Genomic DNA, 22063 nt, shown 5'->3' with positions numbered 1-22063 from the left:
GGGGGCGCTTGAGATCTTGGTAGGAAAAGGCCCCTATAGCGGCCCTTTCGTACCAAGATCTTCGCGTTTCCCGCGCTTGGAAGATCGATCTCTATTTGTGGACGATCAGCCGACAGGAGCCGCCGCAGGTCGGCGCGGAGGCGATGATCGGCTGCGAAGCACTGGCCAGCGGACCGGGGAGAGACTCACGCCGCAGCCGGGGAATCCGGGGGCACCGCCACACCGGCCGACATCGGGGCGTGGACGGGTGCGGCGCGATCGACGGCTACGCGCACCCGCCGCCGTGGAGCGGGCACGACGAAGCGCACGCCGACGGGCGTCGCCGCGACATCCGCCCCGGTCCGGGGCGGAGCACGGTCAGCGGTGTCCCTCCGGGCGCTGCCGCCAGCGGTCCTCCATCCGGTCGAGGAAGGAGCCCCGGCGGCCACTGCTGCGGCCACGGGGACGACGCCGGCTCGTTGTGCCGCCGACCACGTGCAGGTCGGGCGACTGGGATCGGCGGTGCGACTGCACCGCGTAGCCCAACGAGGCCAGCATGACGACGAAACCCGCCACGGCCACCGCGGGAATCTTGATCACGGCACCATAGATCAACAGGGCCAGACCAGCGACGACCACGCCGGCAGCGACGAGCACGCGACGCCGCGCGTGGAAACGCGGGTCGCTGGCGCGCACGGCCGAGGCGAACTTGGGGTCCTCGGCAAGCGACCGCTCGATCTGCTCGAACAGCCGCTGCTCGTGCTCCGAGAGCGGCACGGCACTCCTCCCCGGTCACGTTGGTCGACCCGGGCGGGCCGACAGACCGTGGCAGCCAACCGGCTGCTTACCCGCAAGTCTACGAGGGCCCCCGCGCGTCGGAAAGCGGGACGACCTACGGCCGGGTCGGTTTTTCGACTTGTCGTGTATCACGACGGCCGAGAAGACTGGCCGGACCTATGACGGACCGCCCGAATCGGGCGGCCGCCGCATCGGCCGCCGCCTCCGCCTCACGCCAGCCGCGCTCGGGCGCGCCGAGGGTGAGCTGCTGCGGGGTCTCCCCGGCGGGGGCGAGACCTTCCATCCGGACCCCGACCAGCCGAACCGGCTCGCCGGGAGCGAGCGCGCCCCACAACGCCCAGGCCGTGTCGAACATCTCCCGGGCGGTGTCGGTGGGCACGGCGAGCGTGCGGGAGCGGCTGATCGTCCGGAAGTCGGCGAAACGGACCTTGAGCGACACGGTACGGCCCACCTGCCCGGCCGCCCGCAGCCGAGCGCCGGCCTTGTCGGCGAGCGCGAGCAGGGACCGCCGGATCTCGTCCGGGTCGGTCACGTCGATGTCGAACGTGACCTCCGCGCCGATCGACTTCTCCACCTGTTCGGGCGTCACCCCGCGCGGGTCGCGCCCCCACGCCAGCTCGTGCAGGTGGGCGGCGGACGCCTCGCCCACGGCCCGGCGCAGCAGGCCGGCCGGTGCCTCGGCGAGGTCGCGTACGGTGCGCAGGCCGAGGCGGCGCAGCGCGTCGGCGGAACGCTCCCCCACGCCCCACAGGGCGGACACCGGCAGCGGGTGCAGGAACTCCAGCACCCGGGCGGCCGGGACCACGAGCAGGCCGTCGGGCTTGGCCCGGGTGGAGCCGAGCTTCGCCACGAACTTGCTCGGCCCGACGCCCACCGAACAGGTCAGCCGCTGTTCCTCGGCGACCCGGCGGCGGATCAGCGCGGCGATGTCGGCGGGCCGGCCGAACAGCCGGCGGGCGCCCGCCACGTCGAGGAACGCCTCGTCCAGCGAGAGCGGCTCGACCAGCGGGGTGACGTCCCGGAAGATCCGCATGACCGCCCGCGACGCCTCGGTGTAGGCGGTGAAGTCGGGCGGCAGGTAGACCGCGCCGGGGCAGAGCGCCCGGGCACGGGCGGTGGGCATGGCGCTGCGGACGCCGTACTGCCGGGCCTCGTAGCTGGCGGAGCTGACCACGCCGCGCGGGCCGACGCCGCCCACCACCACCGGCCGCCCGCGCAGCTCGGGTCGGCGGCGCACCTCGACCGAGGCGTAGAACGCGTCCATGTCGACGTGCAGGATGGCGCAGCCGGTGTCGTCGGCGTCCGGCCCGAAGCGCGGGTCACCGCCTCGGGGCAACGACTGGCTGCGGCCCATGCCAGCAGGCTAGCCCGCCGGTCCGACAACCCCACCGCCCAGCCCGGCGGCCACCGACGCGGCCGCAGCCGCGGATGAGCCGGGTCAGCCCCGCACCACCAGCAGCGGAACGGTCATCTCGGCGGCGGTGTCCGCGCCGTGGTACGCCACCAGCCGCGACGCCATCGGCGGCTCGGAACGGGTGGCGACCACCGCGTAGGTGTCCCGGCAGACCACCACCACGTCGCCGATCCGCCTCAGGTGCGCCTCGGGCACCGGCCCGAACCAGCCGGTCGCCACCGCCTCGGCGCGGGTCAGCACGTGCGCGGCCGGGCCCAGCAGCTCGGTCCAGGCGGCCACCACGTCGGCCTCGGCGCCCGGCTCGGTGTGCAGGTAGCGGACGCGGGGCTCACCGGCGACCACCAGTACCCCGGCGCGCAGCCGGGGATCGGCGTCCAGGTCGATCCGGTGCCCGGCGGGCACGTCGAGCTGGCCGTGGTCGGCGGTGACCAGCAGCGCGGCGTCCGGCGGCAGCCCGTCGACGAGCCGGGCCAGCAGCGCGTCCACATCGGCGGCGGCCAGCCGCCACGGCTCGGAGTCGACACCGCTGAGGTGCCCGTGCCGGTCCAGGTCGGGGTGGTACCCGGACACCAGCGCGGGTCCGTCCCCGGCGGCCAGCGCCGCCAGCATCCGCGCGGCGAGCGCGTCGGCGCCGGCCGCGCCCCGGTAGTCGCCGCCCCGGTTGGCGGCGAGCGTCAGGCCGCTGCCGGCGAACTCGGGGCGGCTGACCACCGTCACCGCCACCCCGGCGGCACGCGCCCGCTGGTACCAGGTGGGCACCGGCTGCCAGCTCACCGGGTCGGGGTCGCCGGCCCAGTCGACGTGGTTGAGCACCCGGTCGGTGCCGGGCACGCGGACGGTGAAGCCGAGCACGCCGTGCGCGCCCGACGCGGTGCCGGTGCCGAGGCTGACCAGGCTGGTCGGGGTGGTGGACGGGAAGCCGGTGGTGAGCGGCCGGCCGGTGGTGGCGGCCAGTCCGGCGAGCGTCGGGGCGTACCGGGCGGCGGTGGGGATCTGGTACCAGCCGAGGCCGTCGACGAGCAGCACCGCGATCCGGCGTACCCCGGCCAGCCTCGGTGCCAGGCCGAGCCGGTCGGCCGCACCGGGTACGCCGAGCACCGACAGCGCGCTGGGCAGCACGTCGGCCAGGCTGCCGCCGTCGTAGCGCGGCGCAACCCGGTCCAGCGGGCCCGGAGCCGGGCCGGTCATGCCGGGCGGCGGGCGAACAGGTGCAGCTGAGCGGCGAGATCACGGTACGGGGGCCGGACCGCGAGCGCCCGTTCCAGCTCCACCAGGGCGGCCGGCTGACCGTCGGCCACGGCGGCCGGAAGCAGGTCGGCGAGCACCCGTACCCCGTGGATCTCCTCCACGGCAAGGCCGGCGGCGGTGAGCAGCGCGCTCGCGTCGGCGGCGTCGTAGCGGCGGCGCAACGTGTCCCGGCGGCCGGTGGTGCCGTACGGGTCGGCGGCCAGCGCCGCGGCGGCGTCAAGCTGCCCGTTCATCGCCCGGCCGAACACGGCGGCGGCCCGGCCGGCGACGAGCACGCTCGCCGCGCCGCCCGGGCGCAACGCGGTGACCAGCGCGGAGATCACCGGTTCCGGCTCGTCGACGACTTCGAGGACGGAGTGGCAGAGCACCAGGTCCACGGTGGCCGGTTCGACCAGCCCGGCGAGCGCGTCGGCGTCGCCCTGCGTCGCGCGTACCCGGTCGGCGACCCCGGCCTCGGCGGCGCGGCGGGTCAGCGCGGCGAGCGCGTCGGGGCTGGCGTCGACCACTGTGACCCGGTGACCGGCCTCGGCGAGCGGGACGGCGAAGCCGCCGGTCCCGCCGCCGACGTCGAGCACGGAGAGTCGTTCGCCGGCCCGCCGGTCCAGCTCGGCCCGGAGCACCGACCAGATGACGGCGGTGCGGGGGGTGAGGGTTCGGATCTGCTCCACGCGCCGAGCCTAGTCACCCCCCGGCCCAGGTTCAGGACTCGCCGCCGCCGGCGGGGTCGTCCTCGGCGCGGGAGCGCTGGTCGTTGGCCACCGGGCCGTCGGTCACCTGGTATTCCCGCGGCTCGGCCTCGTGGGTGGGCGCCCAGTCGGCGCCGAGGCGGGTCCGTCGGGCGTTGGCTACGCCACCGGCGTACGTGCGGTGAAAGGTCATCTGTTCATCCCCCATACCCCGGGTGGGCCACTCTGCCCACCCGCGTCGGGAGTCTCCCGCCTCCGGCTCACGGAAACCGTAATGTGGATCACTCCATCAACGGAAATCCCTGGATGCCGGTGTGACGGGGGGCTCGATCGCGTCCAGCCGGTCCGCGGTGAGGTTCGTGACGCCCTCGTGCCGCTGCAGCCGGCCCCGCACCACCAGTGCTCCACTGGTGCGGGCGATTCGACGGTAGCGCTGCCACAGCCCCGGGGAGCAAGTGACATTCAGCATTCCGGTCTCGTCCTCCAGGTTGAGGAACGTGACGCCGCCGGCGGTCGCCGGGCGCTGCCGGTGGGTGACGATCCCGCCGACCCGGATCCGCTGCCCGGGCGGCACCTGGCCGAGCCGGGCGATCGGCACCGCGCCCAGTTCGTCGAGGCGGTCCCGGATGAACCGGGCCGGGTGGCTCTCCGGGGACAGGCCGGTGGCCCAGACGTCGGCGACCAGGCGGTCCACCGCGGCCATGCCGGGCAGCGTGGGCGGGTCCGCGCCGGTCACCGTGCCGGGCAGCCGGCCGGGCCGGTCCTGGGCCGCCGCGCCGGCGGCCCAGAGGGCCTGCCGCCGGGTCAGCCCGAAACAGGCGAAGGCGTCGGCGGTGGCCAGCGCCTCCAGCTGCGCGGCGGTGAGACCGACGCGGCGGGCCAGGTCCGGCATGTCCCGGTACGGCCCGTGCGCCGTCCGTTCCGCCTCGATCCGCTCGGCCACGTCCTCGCCGAGGGTACGGACGCTGCCCAGCCCGAGCCGTACCGCCGGGCCGCCCAGCCCCCAGGCGTGCGGCGGCTCGCCCGGCACGCTGCCCCACCGCGTCTGCGGGGTGGACTCCAGCACCGCCTTGGTGCCGCTGGCGTTGATGTCCGGCCGGCGTACCTCCACGCCGTGCCGGCGGGCGTCGTCGGCGAGCGTCTGCGGCGAGTAGAAGCCCATCGGCTGGGCGTTGAGCAGCGCGGCCAGGAACGGGCCCGGGTGGTAGCGCTTGAGCCACGAGCTGGCGTACACCAGGTAGGCGAAGCTCATCGCGTGGCTCTCCGGGAAGCCGTAGCTGGCGAACGCGGTGAGCTTGCGGTAGACGTCGTCGGCCAGCTCGCCGGTGATGCCCCGCTCGGCCATCCCGGCGTAGAGCCGGTCGGCGATCTGCGCCATCCGCTCCACCGACCGTTTCGCCCCCATGGCCCGGCGCAGCTGGTCGGCGCCGGCCGCGTCGAACCCGGCCAGGTCGATGGCGAGCTGCATGAGCTGCTCCTGGAACAGCGGCACGCCGAGCGTCTTCTCCAGCGCGTTGCGCATCAGCGGGTGCGCGTACGTGACCGGCTCCTGGCCGTTCTTGCGCCTGATGTACGGGTGCACCGAGCCGCCCTGGATCGGGCCGGGCCGGATCAGCGCCACCTCCACCACCAGGTCGTAGAACTCGCGCGGCTTGAGCCGGGGCAGCGTGGCCATCTGGGCGCGGCTCTCCACCTGGAACACGCCCACCGAGTCGGCCCGGCAGAGCATGTCGTAGACCTCGGGGTCGTCCAGCGTCATGTCGCCGAGGTCGAGGCGGGAGCCGATCAGGTCGTAGCCGTAGTGCAGCGCCGAGAGCATGCCGAGGCCGAGCAGGTCGAACTTGACCAGGCCGACGGCCGCGCAGTCGTCCTTGTCCCACTGGAGCACGCTGCGGCCGGGCATCCGGCCCCACTCCACCGGGCACACCTCGATCACCGGCCGGTCGCAGATCACCATGCCGCCGGAGTGGATGCCCAGGTGCCGGGGGAACGTCTGCAGCTCGTTGGCGTACGCGACCACCTGCTCGGGGATGTCCGCCACGTCGACCGCGGCGACCGAGCCCCACCTGTCGATCTGCTTGCTCCAGGCGTCCTGCTGGCCGGGTGAGAAGCCGAACGCCTTCGCCACGTCCCGCACCGCCGACCGGGGCCGGTACGAGATGACGTTGGCGACCTGGGCGGTGTGCTCCCGGCCGTAGCGGGCGTAGACGTGCTGGATCACCTCCTCCCGGCGGTCGGACTCGATGTCCACGTCGATGTCGGGCGGGCCGTCGCGTTCCGGGGCGAGGAACCGTTCGAACAGCAGCCGGTGCCGGACCGCGTCCACGTTCGTGATGCGCAGCGCGTAGCAGACCGCCGAGTTGGCCGCCGAGCCCCGGCCCTGGCAGTAGATGTCCTGCGCGCGGCAGAACGCGACGATGTCGTAGACCACCAGGAAGTAGCCGGGGAACCCGAGGTCTTCGATCATCCGCAGCTCGTGTTCCAGCTGCGCGTACGCCTCCGGGTGCGCCTCGGGCGGGCCGTAGCGCTCGCGGGCGCCGTCCATGGTCAGCCGGCGCAGCCAGCTCATCTCGGTGTGCCCGGGCGGCACCGGGTACGCCGGCAGCTTCGGCGCCACGAGCTGAAGGTCGAAGGCGAGTTCCGCGCCGTACTCGGCGGCCCGCGCCACCGCCCCCGGGTACGCGGCGAACCGCGCCGCCATCTCCGCGCCGCTGCGCAGGTGGGCGGTGGCCGCGGCGGGCAGCCAGCCGTCGATCTCGTCGAGGCTGCGCCGGGCCCGGACTGCCGCGACTGTGGTGGCCAGCCGCCGCCGGCCCGGGGTGGCGTAGTGCACGTTGTTCGTGGCGACTGTGGGCAGCCCGGCCGCGGCGGCCAGGTCGGCGAGCGCGTCGTTGCGGTCGGCGTCGACCGGGTGGCCGTGGTCGGTCAGCTCCACCGCCACCGTCTCCGCGCCGAACAGCGCGGTGAGCCGGTCCAGCTCCCGGGCCGCCGCGTCGACGCCCTCGGTGAGCAGCGCGGCCGGCACGTGCCCCTTGCGGCAGCCGGTGAGCACCAGCACGTGGTCCTTCAGCTCCGCCGCGAGCTCCTCCAGCTCGCCGTAGACCGGGCGGCCCTTCTCCCCGCCGCGCAGCTGGGCGCGGGAGATGGTGGCGGCCAGGCGCGCGTACCCCTCGTGGCCGTGCGCCAGCACCAGCAGGTGCCGGCCGAGCGGGTCGGGTTCGCCGTTCTGCGGGCCGGGCAGCCCGAGGGACAGTTCCGCGCCGAAGATCGTCGGCAGCCGCAGCGCGCGGGCCGCCTCGGCGAAGCGCACCACGCCGTAGAAGCCGTCGTGGTCGGTGACGGCGAGCGCGGTGAGCCCGAGCCGGGCCGCCTCCTCGGCCAGTTCCTCCGGGTGGCTGGCCCCGTCGAGGAAGCTGAAGTTGGAGTGCGCGTGCAGCTCCGCGTACGGCACCACGCCGTCCGGCCGGTCCAGCTGCGGCGGCTGGTATTCCTGGCGCTTGCGGCTCCACGCCGGTGAGTCGCCGCCGTCGGCGTCGACCGCGAGCGGGTCGACCACGTGCAGGTGCCGCTCCCCCTTGGCCCGCCCGGAGAGCACCTGCTCCAGCTTCGACCACGGCATCTTCGGGTTGTGGAAGCTCACCCCGCGCTCCCCCGGCACTCAGTCATAGATCGCCTCCACCAGCCACTGCCCGCCCTCGACCGCGAGCAGCAGCGCGGCGCCGTCGGCCAGGCTCACCTGGAACCGGGCCCGGCGGCGCGCCTCGGCCGGCGCCCACCACCGCTCGTCCACCGGCCACGGGCCGGCCCACCCGGTGATCTCCGCCGGGCGGCCGTCGCCGACGGTGAGCCGGGCCGGCGCCGCGCTGACCGCCAGCCGGGCGCTCACCACGACCGGATCCCCGGCCGCGTCGCGCACGTCGGCGGCCAGTGGGGCGGGCAGCACCACGGCCGGCGCGGGCGGCGGGATCCTGCCCGGCCACGGCGGCTCGGCCATCGCCCGGCCCCGCCCGGCCCGCCGCCCCGCACGGCCCCCAGGGGGTACGACGACAGGGGCGGACGCGGCACCCGGAGCGGCCCCGGCGGCCGGGCGCGACGGCGTCACGCCGCTCGCCGGAGCGGCCGGAGCCGGGCGCGACGACGTGACACCGCGCACCGAACCGGCCGGGACCGGGCGCGACGACGCGACACCGCGCACCGAACCGGCCGGGACCGGTGGCGCGGCGGCGGGAGAGGCGGGCGGCAGGGGTGGCGGGCCGGGACGGGCGGGCACCCGCTCGTCGCCCCACGGCACGAGGCGCACCTGGTCGGCCGGGGAACGCCCGCCACCGAGCACGGCGGTGACCACCGCCTCGGGGCCGAGGATGCCTTGCACCCGGCTCAGCGCGCGGTGCGCCCGCTCCCGTTCCGCGCCGGTCTCCCCCCACAGCCCGGGTTGCAGGCCCGCCTGGGCGAGCACCCCGTCGGGCACCAGCCGCAACCGGACGATCCCGGCGGTCGGGCGGGCCGGGCGCGTCCCGCCCCGGCCGTTGCTGCCGGTGAGCCAGCCGTCGAGCTGCCAGCGGACCCGGTCGGCGATGGCCGCGGCGGTGAGCAGGCCGTCGTACCGCCAGACCCGGTGCAGCTCCTGGCCGTGCGCGGTGACCGCCTCGATGCCGAGCCGGGTGCAGGCCAGCCCGTACCCGGCCAGCCGCTCGTGCAGCAGTTCGGCGAGCGTGCGGGCGGCGAACGCGGCGGCGTCGACCCGGTCGACCGGCTCGTCGTAGTCGGCGGTGACGATCAGGTCGGCGGGCGGCTGCCGGACCGCGAGCGGGCGGTCGTCCCGGCCGCCGGCGAGCCGGTGCGCCAGCGCGCCGTCGAAACCGAACCGGGCCAGCACGTCCCCGGCGGGCAGCGCCGCGAAGTCGCCGAGGGTGCGGACGCCGAGCCGGCGCAGCAGGTCGGCCAGGGCGGGCCGGCCGAGCGCCTCGACCGGCCGGGTGGCCAGGAACTCGCGGGTGCCGCCGGGCGCCACGATCCGCCCCTCCCGGGCGGCCAGCCCGGCCGCGAACACCCCGTCGGCGATGCCGACCTGGCTCTCCACCGCGCAGCTCTGCGCGACGTGCTCGACGATCCGCTCGGCCGCCGCCTCCTCGCCGCCGAGGTAGCGGCTCGGCCCCCGGGCCGCCGTGGCGCAGGCGCCGGGCCGGATCACCTCGATGCCGGCGACCACCTCCTCCACGGCGGCCACCACCGGTTCGAACGCCCGCGCGTCCCGCCCCGGGTCGTGGTCGACCACCGTCAGGTGCGGGCAGCGCCCCTGCGCCTCCCGGCGGCGCAGCCCGCGCCGGATCCCCTCGGCACGGGCCCGCTCGGAGCAGGCGACCACCCGGTTGGCGTGCAGCACCACGACCGGGTCGGTGGCGGGCACCCCGTCGACGATCTCGGCGGCGAGGACCGGCCAGTCCGGGCACCAGAGCAGCAGCGTCCGCTGCGGTACGCCGCTCACGCCGGCCCGGCCACGGCGGGCGTACGGGCGGGTGGAGCCACCACGCGCAGCCGGCGCGACGGCGCGGCGGACGGTGCGCCGAACCCGGCCGAGCGGGGGATCACCCGGGTCAGCTCGTCGCCGGGCAGCCAGACCTTGATCTCCTTGGGGCGGGCGGCGGCGCCCCGCCCCCGGGCCGAGACGGTCACCTCACGGCGGCGCAGCCGCCCGCGACCGGCGCCGAGCCCCTGCCAGACGCCCCGGACCACCTGGAGCGTGACGTCCGCGCCGTCCCACCGGCCGTACGGGACGAGCACGCTTCCGCGCTGCCGGGCGCGGGCGGCCAGCCGGGTGGCGATCGAGGCGGAGACGGTGGCCGGCACGGCGGTGACCACCACGTCGACCCCGTCGATGAGCGCGGCGACCACTGTGGGCCACTCCGGCCCGGGGTCGGGCACCAGGGCCAGCCGGTCCAGGGCGATGCCCGCCTCGGCGGCGGCGCCGGCCCCGAAGGTGGGTACGCCGACCACGGCGCACCACGAGCCGGCCCGGGACGCCTCGGCGAGCAGCGCGAGGATCAGCGAGGTGGCGCCGCTGCGCCGGGGCTGGCCGGCGCCGACCGCGACGGTGCTGCCCCGGCGCAGGCCACGGTTGGGCAGCAGCCCGGTCAGCTCGGCCCGGACGGGCAGCACCCGGTGGCCGCCGGCCGGGTCGGGCGCGCTCGCCGGACGGACCAGCTCGGCCAGGGCGGCGGAACCGACCACCATGCGGCCCGCCATCGGACCAACCCCCCGTCGTGTTTCCGCCACGGGCCCGCCCGTGGATGGTGCTGTGGATCGTGTGCTGTGGATCGTGTCGGTGCTGCGGCACGTGGTGCCGTTGGTGCGGCGCCCGGCCACCCGGGGTCCCGCCGGTGGTGGCCGGGCGCCACGAATCAGGCGGCTGCCGCTCCGGGCCGCGACGGCGGGGAGTCGGAGGCGCCGCGCCGCAGGGGCCGGGGCAGGCCGTCGAGCGCCGGCTGGTGGGCCAGGCCGAGCGCGGTCTCCACCACTGTCACGAACTCCTCGGCGGCGCGTAGCAGGTCGTCGGCCTCCCGGGCGGTGACCACGCGGGGGATGCCTGCTTCGGCGGCGGCCCGCTTGCTCGCGCCGGCCGCGAAGTAGGCGGCCCACTCGTCCAGCTCGGGGGCGACGGTGGCGAGCAGCACCCAGACGCTGGTGATCCGGTTCCGCCGGGTGGGCGCGGGACGGGCCCGGGCGGCGAGCACTGCGGCGGCGGCGCGCAGCGCCGCGAGGTGGGCGGCGGCGTACCGGAGACCGTCGGGACGGGTGCGGGCGGCCTCGGCCAGCCCGTCGCGGGCCACCGCGAGCAACTGGGCGGGGGTGCGGTGCGGCAGCACGTGCGCGGGCACCGTGGGCGCCTGGGCCGGACTGGTCGGCATGGGTCTCTCCTCCGCGTGTGGCCGGGGCGGGCGGTCGCGCGACGGGGAAACCGTCGCCCGGTCGCCCGGAGCGGTCGGTGCGGAGGAAGACGCACCTTCAGGTGGCCGGCCGGGTGTGGACGCTTCCCCACACCCACCCCCGGCCGGCGTGCCGGCGGGTCCGTCGCCCGCCGCCCGGGGGTCGTGGGCGGCGGGCGACGACCTGCCTGACGGGCCCGGACTCGCGACTGTCCGAACCCGGTGCGGCCCGCGGTGCCGCACCTCCCGGAAGCCGGTGCCGCGAAACACCGCTTCCGGAGCGTTCGACGGGTGCCCGACCGGTCGGACCGGAGCCGGGCCAGCCGGGGAGCTGAGCCGCTATCCGCTCTAACCGAATCGAACACTCGTTCTAACTACCCTGACAGTACACCTCCCTACCGACGAAAACGCAACGTGTGACGCGCCGGGGACACACGGGAGGGCCACGGCCCCCGGCGGGGCCGGACCGGGGGTGAGGGAAGAATGGGGGCATGCAGCCACACCCGAACGTGCAGGCGGTGCAGCGCGCGCTCGACGAGGCGGGCGCGCGGGACGGATCGGGCGAGGCCAGCCTCGTCCGACTGCTGCCCGACGCGGTGCACACCGCCGCCGCCGCGGCCGAGGCGCTCGGCGTCGCCGTCGGCGCCATCGCCAACTCGCTGATCTTCGACGCGGACGGCGCGCCGCTGCTGGTGCTCACCTCCGGCGCGCACCGGGTGGACACCGCCGGGCTGGCCGCCACGCTGGGCGTGACCCGGCTGCGCCGGGCCACCCCGGAGTTCGTCAAGCAGCACACCGGGCAGGTGATCGGCGGCGTCGCCCCGGTCGGCCACCCCGCGCCGCTGCGCACCGTCGTCGACACCGCCCTGACCGGGTACGACGAGGTGTGGGCCGCCGGCGGCGTACCCCGGGCGGTGTTCCCCACCACGTACGCGGAACTGCTGCGGATCACCGCCGGCGCGCCGGCCGAGGTGGCGTGAACCCCGAACTCGTCACGCTGCACGTGTGGCGTGTGCCCCGACGGGCCGTACCCGGTGTGCCGGCCCGGATGGCCACCCACCCGGCGCGGCTGCGCCGCCTGCCCGGCGTCCGCTTCGCCAAGCTGCTCGGCACCGGGACCGGCACCGGATTCGGCCCCGGCGACGCCGACCTGACCCGGTGGGCCGCGCTCGTGGTCTGGGACTCCCCCGCCGACGCGGCCGGCTTCGACGCCTCCCCGGTCGCCCGCTCCTGGGCCCGGATCGCCCGCGCCGCGGTACGGGTCGACCTGCGCCCGCTGACCAGCCGCGGCCGGTGGTCCGGCCGGGAGCCGTTCGGCGCGCCGTCGGGCGGGCGGGTCACCGGGCCGGTGCTGGCGCTGACCCGGGCCCGGCTGCGGGCCCGCCGGGCGGCCACGTTCTGGCGGGCGATCCCGCCGGTCGCCACCGAGCTGCACGCCGCGCCCGGCCTGCTCGCCCGCTTCGGCGTCGGCGAGGCGCCGCTGGGCTGGCAGGGCACGGTGAGCGTGTGGCGCGACCCGGCGGACCTGGTCGCGTTCGCGTACCGTTCCCCCGAGCACCGCGCCGCGATCACCCGCACCCCCACCGAGGGCTGGTACGCGGAGGAACTGTTCGCGCGGTTCGCGGTGGGCGACGTGGTCGGCGACCGCACGGTGCTCGGCTGGGCCGACGAGGGCGGCCCGGAAACAGCGAGAGGGTACGCATGAGGCTGGTGCGGTGGACACCGGACGACCTGGTCCGGCGGCTGGACGACGTGGTGGCCGTCTACGGCGAGGCGATGGGCTACCGGCCCGACCTGCTGGAGGCCCGCCGCGGCTACATCGCCACCCACGTACGCCGGCCCGGCTTCCGCGCCGTCGCCAGCCTCACCACCGAGGGCCACCTGGCCGGCTTCGGGTACGGCTACCGGGGCGCGACCGGGCAGTGGTGGCACGACCAGGTGCACCGGGCGCTGAACGCGCGGGACCGGCAGCGCTGGCTGGCGCACCCGTTCGAGGTGGTCGAACTGCACGTCCGCCCGCCCGCGCAGGGGCACGGCCTGGGCGCCCGCCAGTTGCGCGCGCTGCTCGCCGTGGCCGAGGGCGACACCACGCTGCTGTCCACGCCGGAGGCCGACGAGGAGAAGTCCCGGGCCTGGCGGCTGTACCGCCGGTTCGGCTTCGTCGACGTCCTGCGGCACTTCCACTTCCCCGGCGACGAACGGCCGTTCGGCGTGCTCGGCCGGGACCTGCCGCTGCCCCCGCCGGACGCCCCGTGAGCGCGAGGAGTGAGCCGGGTTTGCGAGCCCCGCAGTCGCGAACGAAAGGGCGGCACCGTGAGCGCGAGGAGTGAGCCGGGTTTGCGAGCCCCGCAGTCGCGAACGAAAGGCGGTACAGCATGAGGGCGGCCCGGCTGCCCTGGGCGCTGCTGGCCGCGCTGATCCTCGCCCAGATCTGCTACCCGCTCACCGGCGGCGCGACCCGGGCCGGGCTCACGGTGGCCACAGTGGTGCTCGGCTGGCTGCTCTCGGTCGGCCACGCGCTGCTCACCCGCGGCGTCCGTACCGCCGCCGCGCTGGTCGCGGTCGTCACCGGCGGCGGGTTCGCGGTGGAGGCGATCGGCGTGGCCACCGGGTTCCCGTTCGGCACCTACGACTACTCCGGCGAGCTGGGCCCGAAGCTGGCCGGGGTGCCGCTGATCATCCCACTCGCCTGGACCTGGATGGCCTGGCCGGCGTGGCTCACCGCGGTCCGGCTGGTCCGCTCCCGCCTCGCCCGGATCGCGCTGTCGGCGGTCGGACTGGCCGCGTGGGACCTGTTCCTCGACCCGCAGATGGTGGCCGAGGGCTACTGGACCTGGCGTGACGCCACCCCGGCGCTACCCGGGCTGCCCGGCATCCCGGTCAGCAACTACCTGGGCTGGCTGGGCTTCGCGGTGCTGCTCGCGGTCGCGCTGCGCCCGCTCGCCGGTCCGTCGGTGGACCGGACCGACGGCCGGGACGCGCCGATGTTCGCGCTCTACCTCTGGACGTACGCCTCCAGCGTGCTGGCGCACGCGGTGTTCCTGCGGCTGCCGGCGTCGGCGCTGTGGGGCGCGGCCGGGATGGCGGTGGCGGCGGTGCCGCTGGCGGTGACGCTGTGGCGGGCCCGCCGGGACCGGGCCGCCGCGCCGGAGCCGGCGCCGCGCGTCGACGCCCCGGCATGATCGCCACCCTCGCGCTGGCCGTGGCGGTCGCCGCGCTCACCGGGCACACGATCGTCAACGCGTACGCCTGGCTGCGCCGCCCGGCCGCCGGCCCGGCCGAGGTGACCGAGCCGGTGGCGGTGCTGCTGCCGCTGCGCGACGAGGCCGAGCGGGTCACCCCGTGCCTGCGCGCGCTGCTGGCCCAGCGCGGCGTGCCGGACCTGCGGATCGTGGTGCTCGACGACGGCTCGACCGACGGCACCGCCGACGTGGTCCGCGCGGTGGCCGGTGACGATCCCCGGCTCACGCTGCTCACCGGCGTCGCCCCGCCGCCGGGCTGGCTGGGCAAGCCGCACGCCTGCTGGCAGCTCGCCACCCGGACCGCCCCGGAGCCGGCGGTGCTGGCCTTCGTCGACGCGGACGTGGTGCTCACCCCGTACGCGGTGGCGGCGGCGGTGACCGAGTTGCGCGCGGCGGACGCGGCGCTGCTGTCGCCGTACCCCCGGATCGTGGTGCGGACGGTGGCCGACCGGCTGGCGCAGCCGCTGCTGCAGTGGTTGTGGCTGACGTTCCTGCCGCTGCGCGCGATGGAACGCTCGCGGCGGCCGTCCCTCGCGGCGGCGGGCGGGCAGTTCCTGGTCGTGGACCGGGCCGGCTACCTGCGGGCCGGCGGGCACGCGGCGGTGGCCGACAAGGTGCTGGAGGACATCGAGCTGGCCCGGGCGGTGAAACGGGCCGGCGGGCGGATCGCGCTCGCCGACGGGTCCCGGCTGGCGTCCTGCCGGATGTACGACACCTGGCCGCAACTGCGCGACGGCTACACCAAGTCGCTGTGGGCGACGTTCGGGCACCCGGCCGCCGCGGCGGCCGTGCTGGCGCTGCTGTTCGCGCTCTACGTCGCGCCGCCGCTGCTGGCGCTCGGGGCGCTGCTCGCCGGCGCGCCGGCGGTGGCCGCCGTGGCGGTCCTGGCCTACCTGGCCGGGGTCGCCGGGCGGGTGGTCAGCGCCCGCGCCACCGGCGGACGGGCGTGGCCCGACGCGCTCGCACACCCCGTGTCGGTCGTGGTCCTCGGTTGGCTGACCGTCCGGTCGTACCATCTGCGGAAGCGACACCGGCTCACCTGGCGGGGTCGCCCGGTCACCTAGGAGGGGCACGCCATGGCGCGCATCGTGGTCATCGGCGCCGGGGTGGGCGGGCTCGCCGCCGCCGCCCGGCTCGCGGTCACCGGGCACGAGGTCACCGTCCTCGAACGGGCCGGCACGGTCGGGGGCAAGCTCGGCCGGTACGCCCACCACACCCCGGAGGGGGTGTGGCACTTCGACACCGGGCCGAGCCTGTTCACGCTGCCGCAGGTCTTCCACGACCTGTTCGAGGCGACCGGCGCGAAGCTCGACGAATACCTGGACCTGGTCCCGCTGGACCCGATCGTGCGGCACGTCTTCCCCGGCGGCGGACAGGCGCTCGACTCCTGCGCCGACCCGGACGAGTTCGCCGCCCGGATCGGCGCCGCGTTCGGCGACCGGTCCGCCGCCGACTGGCGCGGGCTGTGGCGGCGCGCCGGCCGGGTGTGGACGGCCTCACACCGGGACATCCTGCGCCGTACCGTCGACTCGCCCCGCGACCTGGCCGCGCTGGCCTGGCGGCTGGGCGACCTGGCCGCCATCGGCCCCGGCCGCAGCCTGCGCGGGCTGGGCCGCCGCCACCTGTCCGACCCGCGGATGCGGATGCTGCTGGACCGGTACGCCACGTACACCGGCGCCGACCCGCGCCGCGCCCCGGCCGCGCTCGTCGCCGTTCCCTACGCCGAGTTGGCGTACGGCGGCTGGTACCTGCGCGGCGGGCTGGGCACGCTCGCCGACGCGCTGCTGTCGCGCTGCCTGGACCTGGGCGTGGTGGTACGCACCGACGCCGCGGTCACCCGGATCGACGCCGCGGGCGGGCGGGTGCACGGGGTACGCGTGGCCGGGTCGGCCGCGCCGGTGCCGGCCGACGTGGTGGTCGCGAACGTGGACGCGCTCACCGTCTACCGGGACCTGCTGCCCGACCCGCGCCGGCTGGCCGCGCTCACCGACCGCAGCCTGGCCGGGTTCGTGCTGCTGCTGGGCGTACGCGGCGACTCCGGGCTGGCCCACCACACCGTGTTCTTCCCCCGCGACTACGACGCCGAGTTCGACGCCGTGTTCGGCGACCCGGGTCGCGGGGTGCGGGCCCGCCCGGCGCCCGACCCGACCGTGTTCGTCACCGCCGCCGACGATCCGGCGGTCCGCCCGGACGGCCACGAGGCGTGGTTCGTGCTCGTGAACGCGCCCCGGCACGGCACCGCCGCGAGCGCCGTGGACTGGCGGCGGCCGGGCCTGGCCGAGGCGTACGCGGACCGGATCCTCGACGTGCTGGCCGAGCGCGGCGCCGACGTGCGGGACCGGCTGGTGTTCCGGGAGATCCGTACCCCGGCCGACCTGGACGCGGCCACCGGCGCGCCGGGCGGGGCGATCTACGGCACCGCGGGCGGGCTGCTGCGCCCGGCCAACCGGGGCCCGGCGGCCGGGCTCTGGCTGGTCGGCGGCTCCAGCCACCCGGGCGGCGGGCTGCCCATGGTCACGATGTCCGCCGAGATCGTCGCCGAGGCGGTCGGCCCCGCCTGGTGAGGGGTGTAAGGAAGGGCCCCTTGTTAACGCCTCCGGTAGAGGAAGGGCCCCTTATTAACGCGCGCCGCCCGCCGCCCGCCGCCCGCCGCCCGCCTCGCGTGGGCGCGGCGGGGCTGCGCGGGCGCGGGCGCGGCGGGGCTGCGCGGGCGCGGGCGCGGCGGTCAGCCCGCGTCGACCAGGGCGCGGCGGACGGCGGAGAGCAACTGACCCAGGCCGAATCCGGCGAGCAGCACCCACACCGTGGTGGCCATGGTGATGGTGCCGGCCGTCAGGTCGGCGTCGATCAGCCCGGTGAGCCCGGCGACGAGCAGCCCGACCAGCGCCACGCTGACCCGGGTGGGCCGCTCCCCCACCGTCACCGCGCCGATCTCCCGCATCCCCGCCGACACCGCGCGCGCCCGCACGTACTCGTGCAGCCAGGACAGGCCCCCGGCCGCCGCGACCAGCGCGCCCGGCGCGCCGAGCAGCCAGAACGCGATCAGCCAGGCCACCTCGCCGAGCCGGTCGGCGACCGAGTCGTAGACGTAGCCCAGCCGGGTGGTGCGGCCGGTCGCGACCGCCACCGCGCCGTCGACGCTGTCGGCCACCGCCGCCAGCAGCACGAACAGCGCGCCCAGGAACGGTCCGTCGCCGGGCCGCTCCGCGAACAGGGGTACGCAGAAGCAGAGCAGCACCCCGAACACGGTCACCGGGGTGGGGCCGACGCGCAGCCGGCCCAGCACGTAGCCCACGTGGTAGGCGAAGCGCAGCCAGGCACGCACCACCGGCGCGGCGGTACGCGGATCGAATCCGCCGTGCAGCCGCGCCCACGCGGTCGCGTACTGGTCCCAGTTCAGCTGTGTGCCCACCACGGATCAACCGTAGAAGCACGGCGCGGGTGTCGTGTGGCGGGTGGTCACACCCGTGCGGCCGCGCGCAGCCGCTGCCACACCTCGCGGGTCGCGGTGGACCGGTTGAGCGTGATGAAGTGGATCCCCGGCACGCCCTCGTCGAGCAGCTTCTCGCACATCTCGCTCGCCTGCTCCACGCCGAGGCGGCGGACCGCCTCGGGGTCGTCGGCCACCCGCTCGAACCGCTCGGCGAGCGCCGGCGGGAACGGCGCGCCGGACAGCTGCACGGAGCGTTCGATGGTGCCGATCTGGGTCACCGGCATCACCCCGGCCAGGATCGGCGTGTCGCAGCCGGTGGCGGCCACCCGGTCACGCAGCCGCAGGTAGTCGTCGGCGTCGAAGAACATCTGGGTGATCGCGAACTCCGCGCCGGCCCGGCACTTGCGCACGAAGTACGCGGTGTCGCTGTCCACGTCCGGCGAACGCGGGTGCTTGTACGGGAAGGCGGCCACGCCGACGCTGAAGTCACCGCTGTCGCGGACCAGCCGGACCAGGTCCTCGGCGTACCGGACGCCCTCGGGGTGGGCGATCCACTCGCCGCCCGGGTCGCCCGGCGGGTCACCCCGCACGGCCAGCACGTTGCGCACCCCGACCGAGGCCAGCCGGCCGATCACGTGCCGCAGCTCGGCGACCGAGTGGTTCACCGCGGTCAGGTGCGCCATCGGCAGCAGCGTGGTCTCGGTGGCGATCCGCTCGGTCACCGCCACCGTGGTGTCGCGGGTCGAGCCGCCCGCGCCGTAGGTGATCGAGACGAACGAGGGGCGCAGCGACTCCAGCTCGCGGATGGCCTGCCAGAGCAGCTTCTCCCCGGCCTGTGTCTTCGGCGGGAAGAACTCGAAGGAGAAGGTGGGGCGGCCGTCACGGATCAGCTCCCCGATGGCCGGCTGGGGATTGGGGAGGACCGAGGGAAGACCGAGCGCCACGGACCGACTGTAGCCGGGAGCGCACGGCTTACCGAGGGTCTTCCCAGCCCGCGAACACTTCGCGGCGCGACGTCGTACCCCGGGGGTAGAAAGACCACAGCGCGGTGGGGCGGCCGACGGCCGTCCCGGGGGCCCGCGCGGGGGTCGCACGACTGTGACGCGCCGGCGCCAGCCGGACGTCCGCGTCGCCATTTCACGCCGTCGCCCCCGGAGGTCACCATGATCCCGTCCTGGCCGCCCGGTCCGCGGCTGCTCGGGCCGCTCCTGGCCGAGCTGCGGGCCGCCCGCGGCTGGAGCCAGCAGCGCCTCGCCGCCGAGCTCTGCGCCGCCTCCGGCGTGCCCACCCTGACCCGGCACGAGGTGTCCCGCTGGGAGCGCCAGCTCCGGCTCCCCGGCGACTTCTGGTCCGCGTGGCTGGCGACGGTCCTGGGCGTGCCCGGCGAGCTGCTCGCCGGGGCCGCCGCCAGCAGCCGCCGGCTCGGCGTGACGCCGGTGGCCGTCGACCCGGCCGGGTCCCGGGCCCGGCTGGCGCTGCTCACCCTGGCGCACCGCTGGGCCGCCGACCCGGGCGGCGGCACGCTGGCCGGTCCGTTCACCGGCCCGGCGACACCGCCGGTCCCCGGACCGGCCACCGGCGACGGGTACGGACCGGCCCGCGCCGCCGACCGCGCCGGCCCCGTCCGGGGGCACCCGGCGGACGGGGCGTCACTGGCCACGCTGCGCCGCTGGGACGACCTCCTCGGTGGCGGCGACCTCGCCGGCCTCGGCGCCCGCCGGCTGCGCCGCTCGGTCCGCGGCTACCGGCGCGCCGGGCCCGCCGGCCGGCGGCGGATGCTGCCGTCGCTGGCCGAGTCGGCGCAGCTCGCCGGGTGGCTGGCCGCCGACGCCGGCGACCTCACCGGCGGCCTGGTCGCCTACCGGCTGGCGCTGCGGGCCGCGGTGGCCGCCGGGGAGCCGCCGCTGGCCGGGCACGTGCTCGGGTCGGCCAGCCACCTGCTGTCCGACGCCGGTGACGCGGCCGGCGCGCTGGTCCTGGCCCGGATCGGGTACGCGGCCAGCCGCGCCACCGCCTCCCCGGGGCTGCGGGCGCTGCTGCTGCACCGGGTCGCCCTCGCCGCCGCGCTCGGCGGGCGGCGTCGCGCCGCCGGTGAGGCGCTGGCCGGCGCCGACCGGGCCGGGCCGCCGGAGCCCGGCCGGGAGCCGCAGTGGCTCTACTGGCTGGACGCCGCCGAGCTGGCCGCGATGACCGGGCGCACGCTCGTCGCGCTGGGCCGGGCCGCCGCGGCCGTGCCGCTGCTGACGCCCGTGGTGACAGCGCCGGGCCGCCCGCGCCGCTCCGCCGTGTACGGCGGCTGGCTGGCCCGGGCGCACCTGGGGCTCGGCGCGGAGCCCGAGGCGTGCGCGGTGGCCGGCGAGGCGCTGCTCGACGCGGTCCGCTCCGGTTCGCCCCGGGCCGTCGGCCAGCTCACCGAGTTCCGCCGCGGGCTGGCCCGCCGTCCGCCCGGACCGGCGACCCGGGGGTACGCACGGCTGCTCGCGGCGACCCGTCCGTACCTGCCGTCACGGCACCCGTGGCGGCCGTCGCCGCCGGTGAGCTGCGAGGCACGCCGGGACGGCGGCACGACGGGAGCGGGCCCGAACCGCTAGCGTCGTGGCGTGACCCACGCTGCTCCCGTTTCCCCCGTCGACCGTGCCGGCCTGCGTCAGCGGATCGACAAGGCGCTCACCGAGTTCCTGGCCGGCCAGCGCGGCTGGCTGACCGCCGTCGACGACGGCCTGCTGCCCGTCGCCGAGGCGATCGAGGCGTTCGTGCTGGGCGGCGGCAAGCGGCTGCGCCCGGCGTTCGGCTACTGGGGCTACCGGGGCGCCGGCGGAGTCGACTCCGACCAGGTCGTCGCCGCCCTGGCCGCGTTGGAGTTCGTGCAGGCCAGCGCGCTGATTCACGACGACCTGATGGACCGGTCGGACACCCGGCGGGGCGAGCCGGCGGTGCACCGCAGGTTCGCCGCCCGGCACCGGGCGGCCGGCTGGGGCGGCGACGCGGACGCGTTCGGCGACTCGGCCGCGATCCTGCTGGGTGACCTGTGCCTGGTCTGGTCCGACGAGCTGCTGCACTCCTCCGGCCTGCCGCCGGCGACGGTGGCCCGGGCCCGGCCGGTCTTCGACGAGATGCGCACCGAGGTGACCGTCGGGCAGTACCTGGACGTGCTGACCCAGGCGACCGCTGACACCTCGCTCGACCGGGCGGCCAAGGTGGCCCGGTACAAGTCGGCGAAGTACACGGTCGAACGGCCGCTGCTGCTGGGCGCCGCGCTGGCCGGCGCCCCGCCCGAGGTGCACGCCGCCTACTCCGCGTACGGGCTGCCGCTGGGTGAGGCGTTCCAGCTCCGCGACGACGTGCTGGGCGTGTTCGGCGACCCGGAGCTGACCGGCAAGCCGGCCGGTGACGACCTGCGCGAGGGCAAGCGGACGTACCTGGTGGCGGCCGCCCTGGAGACGCTCGACGAGGCCGGCCGGGAGGCGCTGCTGGCCGGGCTGGGCGTACCGGACCTGGACGCGGCCGGGGTGGACCGGCTGCGCGAGCTGATCACCTCCAGCGGCGCGCTGGAGCGTGCCGAACGGCACATCACCGCGCTCACGGAGAGCGCGCTGGCCGCGCTCACCGCCGTCGACCTGGACACCGAGGCCCGCCAGGCGCTGGTGGACCTGGCCATAGCCGCCACCCGCCGCCCCGCCTGACAACCACTCCCCCCGCGCTGTCCCCCGCCTCCGAAGCGGTCGATCATGAAGTTGGCGGCACTTTTGGAGATCGACTTCGCCGCCAACTTCATGATCGACGGGGTGGGTGGGGGTGGGTGGGTGGGTGGGGTGTGGGTTAGAAGGCCACGGCCTGGGCTCGGCGTTTGACCTCGCGGGCCAGGTCGCCGCCGAGGGCCACTGCGGGGGTGCCGGGAAGCGACGGGTCCTCCCGGTAGAGCCAGCGCAGCGCCTCCTCGTCGTCGTACCCGGCGTCGGCGAGCAGGTTGAGCACGCCGGGCAGGTGCTTGAGCACGGTGCGGTTGGCCACCAGGTCGGCCGGGACGCGGCGGACGCCGTCGCGGCGCACCGCGAGCAGCTCGCGGTCGCGGATCATCTGGTGCACCTTGCTGATCGACAGGTCCAGGCGCTCGGCCACGTCGGGCAGCGTCAGCCAGCCGGCCGGGTCGGCCGGTCCGGCCAGGTCGGCGCCGGTCTCGGCGGGTACGGAATCGGTCACCCGACCACCCTGCCACGTGCCCGCCGGATCCGGTGCACGGCACCCCCCGACCTGCGCCGGAGCGCGCCGGGCCACCGGTGTCCCAACCCGGCGGTAGCATCCTGTTCTACGTTCACCCTTCCGACACATAGACTGCCTGC

19 protein-coding genes and 2 pseudogenes are annotated in these 22063 nt (G+C 76.6%); 8 read left to right on the top strand and 13 right to left on the bottom strand.

Annotated elements, in window-relative coordinates; translation table 11 throughout:
- Nucleotides 1–357 precede the first annotated feature (357 nt).
- The 10 genes and pseudogenes from A8711_RS19640 to A8711_RS19600 form a co-directional block, all read right to left on the bottom strand.
- Complete coding sequence (locus tag A8711_RS19640; RefSeq protein ID WP_030500228.1) at nt 358–756, bottom strand: DUF3040 domain-containing protein; 399 nt, start codon at nt 754–756, stop codon at nt 358–360.
- Between the two features lie 115 nt (nt 757–871).
- Complete coding sequence (locus tag A8711_RS19635; protein WP_069089022.1) at nt 872–2131, bottom strand: DNA polymerase IV; 1260 nt, start codon at nt 2129–2131, stop codon at nt 872–874.
- Between the two features lie 84 nt (nt 2132–2215).
- Nucleotides 2216–3379 carry an alkaline phosphatase family protein gene (locus tag A8711_RS19630; RefSeq protein ID WP_069089021.1) on the bottom strand — a complete coding sequence of 388 codons (1164 nt, stop codon included), beginning with the start codon at nt 3377–3379 and terminating at the stop codon, nt 2216–2218.
- On the bottom strand, nt 3376–4107 hold the full coding sequence (locus A8711_RS19625) for a methyltransferase domain-containing protein (RefSeq protein ID WP_069089020.1): 732 nt from the start codon (nt 4105–4107) through the stop codon (nt 3376–3378). Before A8711_RS19625 ends, A8711_RS19630 begins: the two co-directional genes overlap by 4 nt.
- Nucleotides 4108–4138: 31 nt before the next feature.
- On the bottom strand, nt 4139–4318 hold the full coding sequence (locus tag A8711_RS19620; protein ID WP_030500224.1) for a hypothetical protein: 180 nt from the start codon (nt 4316–4318) through the stop codon (nt 4139–4141).
- Between the two features lie 96 nt (nt 4319–4414).
- Nucleotides 4415–7765 carry an error-prone DNA polymerase gene (locus A8711_RS19615; protein WP_069089019.1) on the bottom strand — a complete coding sequence of 1117 codons (3351 nt, stop codon included), beginning with the start codon at nt 7763–7765 and terminating at the stop codon, nt 4415–4417.
- An 18-nt stretch (nt 7766–7783) separates the two neighbouring features.
- Nucleotides 7784–8239: pseudogene (locus A8711_RS33195) on the bottom strand (DNA polymerase Y family protein); the annotation flags it as partial.
- A gap of 132 nt (nt 8240–8371) precedes the next feature.
- A pseudogene (locus A8711_RS19610) lies at nt 8372–9610 on the bottom strand (DNA polymerase Y family protein); the annotation flags it as partial.
- Nucleotides 9607–10368 carry a hypothetical protein gene (locus tag A8711_RS19605; RefSeq protein ID WP_064445216.1) on the bottom strand — a complete coding sequence of 254 codons (762 nt, stop codon included), beginning with the start codon at nt 10366–10368 and terminating at the stop codon, nt 9607–9609. The pseudogene A8711_RS19610 and the gene A8711_RS19605, both read right to left, overlap by 4 nt.
- A gap of 155 nt (nt 10369–10523) precedes the next feature.
- Nucleotides 10524–11030: an SAV_6107 family HEPN domain-containing protein gene (locus A8711_RS19600; protein WP_069089017.1), complete on the bottom strand. Its 507-nt coding sequence runs from the start codon at nt 11028–11030 to the stop codon at nt 10524–10526.
- Between the two features lie 509 nt (nt 11031–11539).
- Here A8711_RS19600 and A8711_RS19595 point away from each other — a divergent pair.
- The 6 genes from A8711_RS19595 to A8711_RS19570 all read left to right on the top strand — a co-directional run bounded on the left by A8711_RS19595 (nt 11540) and on the right by A8711_RS19570 (nt 16854).
- On the top strand, nt 11540–12028 hold the full coding sequence (locus A8711_RS19595; protein ID WP_043329446.1) for a YbaK/EbsC family protein: 489 nt from the start codon (nt 11540–11542) through the stop codon (nt 12026–12028).
- Nucleotides 12025–12753, top strand: coding sequence for a monooxygenase (locus tag A8711_RS19590; protein ID WP_069089016.1), 729 nt, complete (start codon nt 12025–12027; stop codon nt 12751–12753). Before A8711_RS19595 ends, A8711_RS19590 begins: the two co-directional genes overlap by 4 nt.
- Entirely contained in the window at nt 12750–13304 is a 555-nt protein-coding gene (locus A8711_RS19585) for a GNAT family N-acetyltransferase (RefSeq protein WP_043329442.1), read from the top strand. Before A8711_RS19590 ends, A8711_RS19585 begins: the two co-directional genes overlap by 4 nt.
- Nucleotides 13305–13423: 119 nt before the next feature.
- The gene (locus A8711_RS19580; RefSeq protein ID WP_069089015.1) at nt 13424–14230 is read left to right on the top strand and encodes a carotenoid biosynthesis protein; all 807 of its coding nucleotides are present in this window, start codon (nt 13424–13426) and stop codon (nt 14228–14230) included.
- On the top strand, nt 14227–15354 hold the full coding sequence (locus tag A8711_RS19575) for a glycosyltransferase family 2 protein (RefSeq protein WP_069089133.1): 1128 nt from the start codon (nt 14227–14229) through the stop codon (nt 15352–15354). Before A8711_RS19580 ends, A8711_RS19575 begins: the two co-directional genes overlap by 4 nt.
- Before the next feature lie 12 nt (nt 15355–15366).
- A complete protein-coding gene (locus A8711_RS19570; protein WP_069089014.1) occupies nt 15367–16854 on the top strand; it encodes an NAD(P)/FAD-dependent oxidoreductase in 1488 nt (495 codons plus the stop codon).
- A gap of 161 nt (nt 16855–17015) precedes the next feature.
- On the opposite strand, the gene A8711_RS19565 is transcribed toward A8711_RS19570, so the two are convergent.
- Both A8711_RS19565 and metF read right to left on the bottom strand, forming a co-directional pair.
- A complete protein-coding gene (locus tag A8711_RS19565) occupies nt 17016–17705 on the bottom strand; it encodes a CDP-alcohol phosphatidyltransferase family protein (RefSeq protein WP_064445211.1) in 690 nt (229 codons plus the stop codon).
- A gap of 44 nt (nt 17706–17749) precedes the next feature.
- Nucleotides 17750–18667, bottom strand: a complete 918-nt coding sequence (gene metF / locus A8711_RS19560) for a methylenetetrahydrofolate reductase [NAD(P)H] (RefSeq protein ID WP_064445210.1) — start codon at nt 18665–18667, stop codon at nt 17750–17752.
- A gap of 219 nt (nt 18668–18886) precedes the next feature.
- Here metF and A8711_RS19555 point away from each other — a divergent pair, with 219 nt between their 5' ends.
- The gene (locus A8711_RS19555) at nt 18887–20314 is read left to right on the top strand and encodes a helix-turn-helix transcriptional regulator (protein WP_069089013.1); all 1428 of its coding nucleotides are present in this window, start codon (nt 18887–18889) and stop codon (nt 20312–20314) included.
- A 9-nt stretch (nt 20315–20323) separates the two neighbouring features.
- Complete coding sequence (locus tag A8711_RS19550; protein ID WP_043329435.1) at nt 20324–21406, top strand: polyprenyl synthetase family protein; 1083 nt, start codon at nt 20324–20326, stop codon at nt 21404–21406.
- 136 nt (nt 21407–21542) lie between these two features.
- Here the strand turns inward: A8711_RS19550 and A8711_RS19545 are convergent, their stop codons facing one another.
- Nucleotides 21543–21923, bottom strand: a complete 381-nt coding sequence (locus A8711_RS19545) for an Rv2175c family DNA-binding protein (RefSeq protein WP_043329433.1) — start codon at nt 21921–21923, stop codon at nt 21543–21545.
- Nucleotides 21924–22063: the final 140 nt, after the last annotated feature.

Origin of the sequence: Micromonospora sp. II (genome assembly GCF_001709195.1) — a bacterium.
In the GTDB taxonomy this organism is placed as follows: Bacteria; Actinomycetota; Actinomycetes; order Mycobacteriales; family Micromonosporaceae; genus Micromonospora; species Micromonospora chalcea.
Note: the sequence above shows the minus strand (reverse complement) of the source record. Positions and strands in the feature narration are given on the sequence as shown.

What these genes read in the sequence shown, in the direction of transcription:
- A8711_RS19635 (WP_069089022.1), bottom strand. Translation starts at nt 2,131, where the DNA reads ATGGGCCGCAGCCAGTCGTTGCCCCGAGGCGGTGACCCGCGCTTCGGG.
- A8711_RS19630 (WP_069089021.1), bottom strand. Translation starts at nt 3,379, where the DNA reads ATGACCGGCCCGGCTCCGGGCCCGCTGGACCGGGTTGCGCCGCGCTAC.
- A8711_RS19620 (WP_030500224.1), bottom strand. Translation starts at nt 4,318, where the DNA reads ATGACCTTTCACCGCACGTACGCCGGTGGCGTAGCCAACGCCCGACGG.
- A8711_RS19605 (WP_064445216.1), bottom strand. Translation starts at nt 10,368, where the DNA reads ATGGCGGGCCGCATGGTGGTCGGTTCCGCCGCCCTGGCCGAGCTGGTC.
- A8711_RS19600 (WP_069089017.1), bottom strand. Translation starts at nt 11,030, where the DNA reads ATGCCGACCAGTCCGGCCCAGGCGCCCACGGTGCCCGCGCACGTGCTG.
- A8711_RS19595 (WP_043329446.1), top strand. Translation starts at nt 11,540, where the DNA reads ATGCAGCCACACCCGAACGTGCAGGCGGTGCAGCGCGCGCTCGACGAG.
- A8711_RS19585 (WP_043329442.1), top strand. Translation starts at nt 12,750, where the DNA reads ATGAGGCTGGTGCGGTGGACACCGGACGACCTGGTCCGGCGGCTGGAC.
- A8711_RS19580 (WP_069089015.1), top strand. Translation starts at nt 13,424, where the DNA reads ATGAGGGCGGCCCGGCTGCCCTGGGCGCTGCTGGCCGCGCTGATCCTC.
- A8711_RS19575 (WP_069089133.1), top strand. Translation starts at nt 14,227, where the DNA reads ATGATCGCCACCCTCGCGCTGGCCGTGGCGGTCGCCGCGCTCACCGGG.
- A8711_RS19570 (WP_069089014.1), top strand. Translation starts at nt 15,367, where the DNA reads ATGGCGCGCATCGTGGTCATCGGCGCCGGGGTGGGCGGGCTCGCCGCC.
- A8711_RS19555 (WP_069089013.1), top strand. Translation starts at nt 18,887, where the DNA reads ATGATCCCGTCCTGGCCGCCCGGTCCGCGGCTGCTCGGGCCGCTCCTG.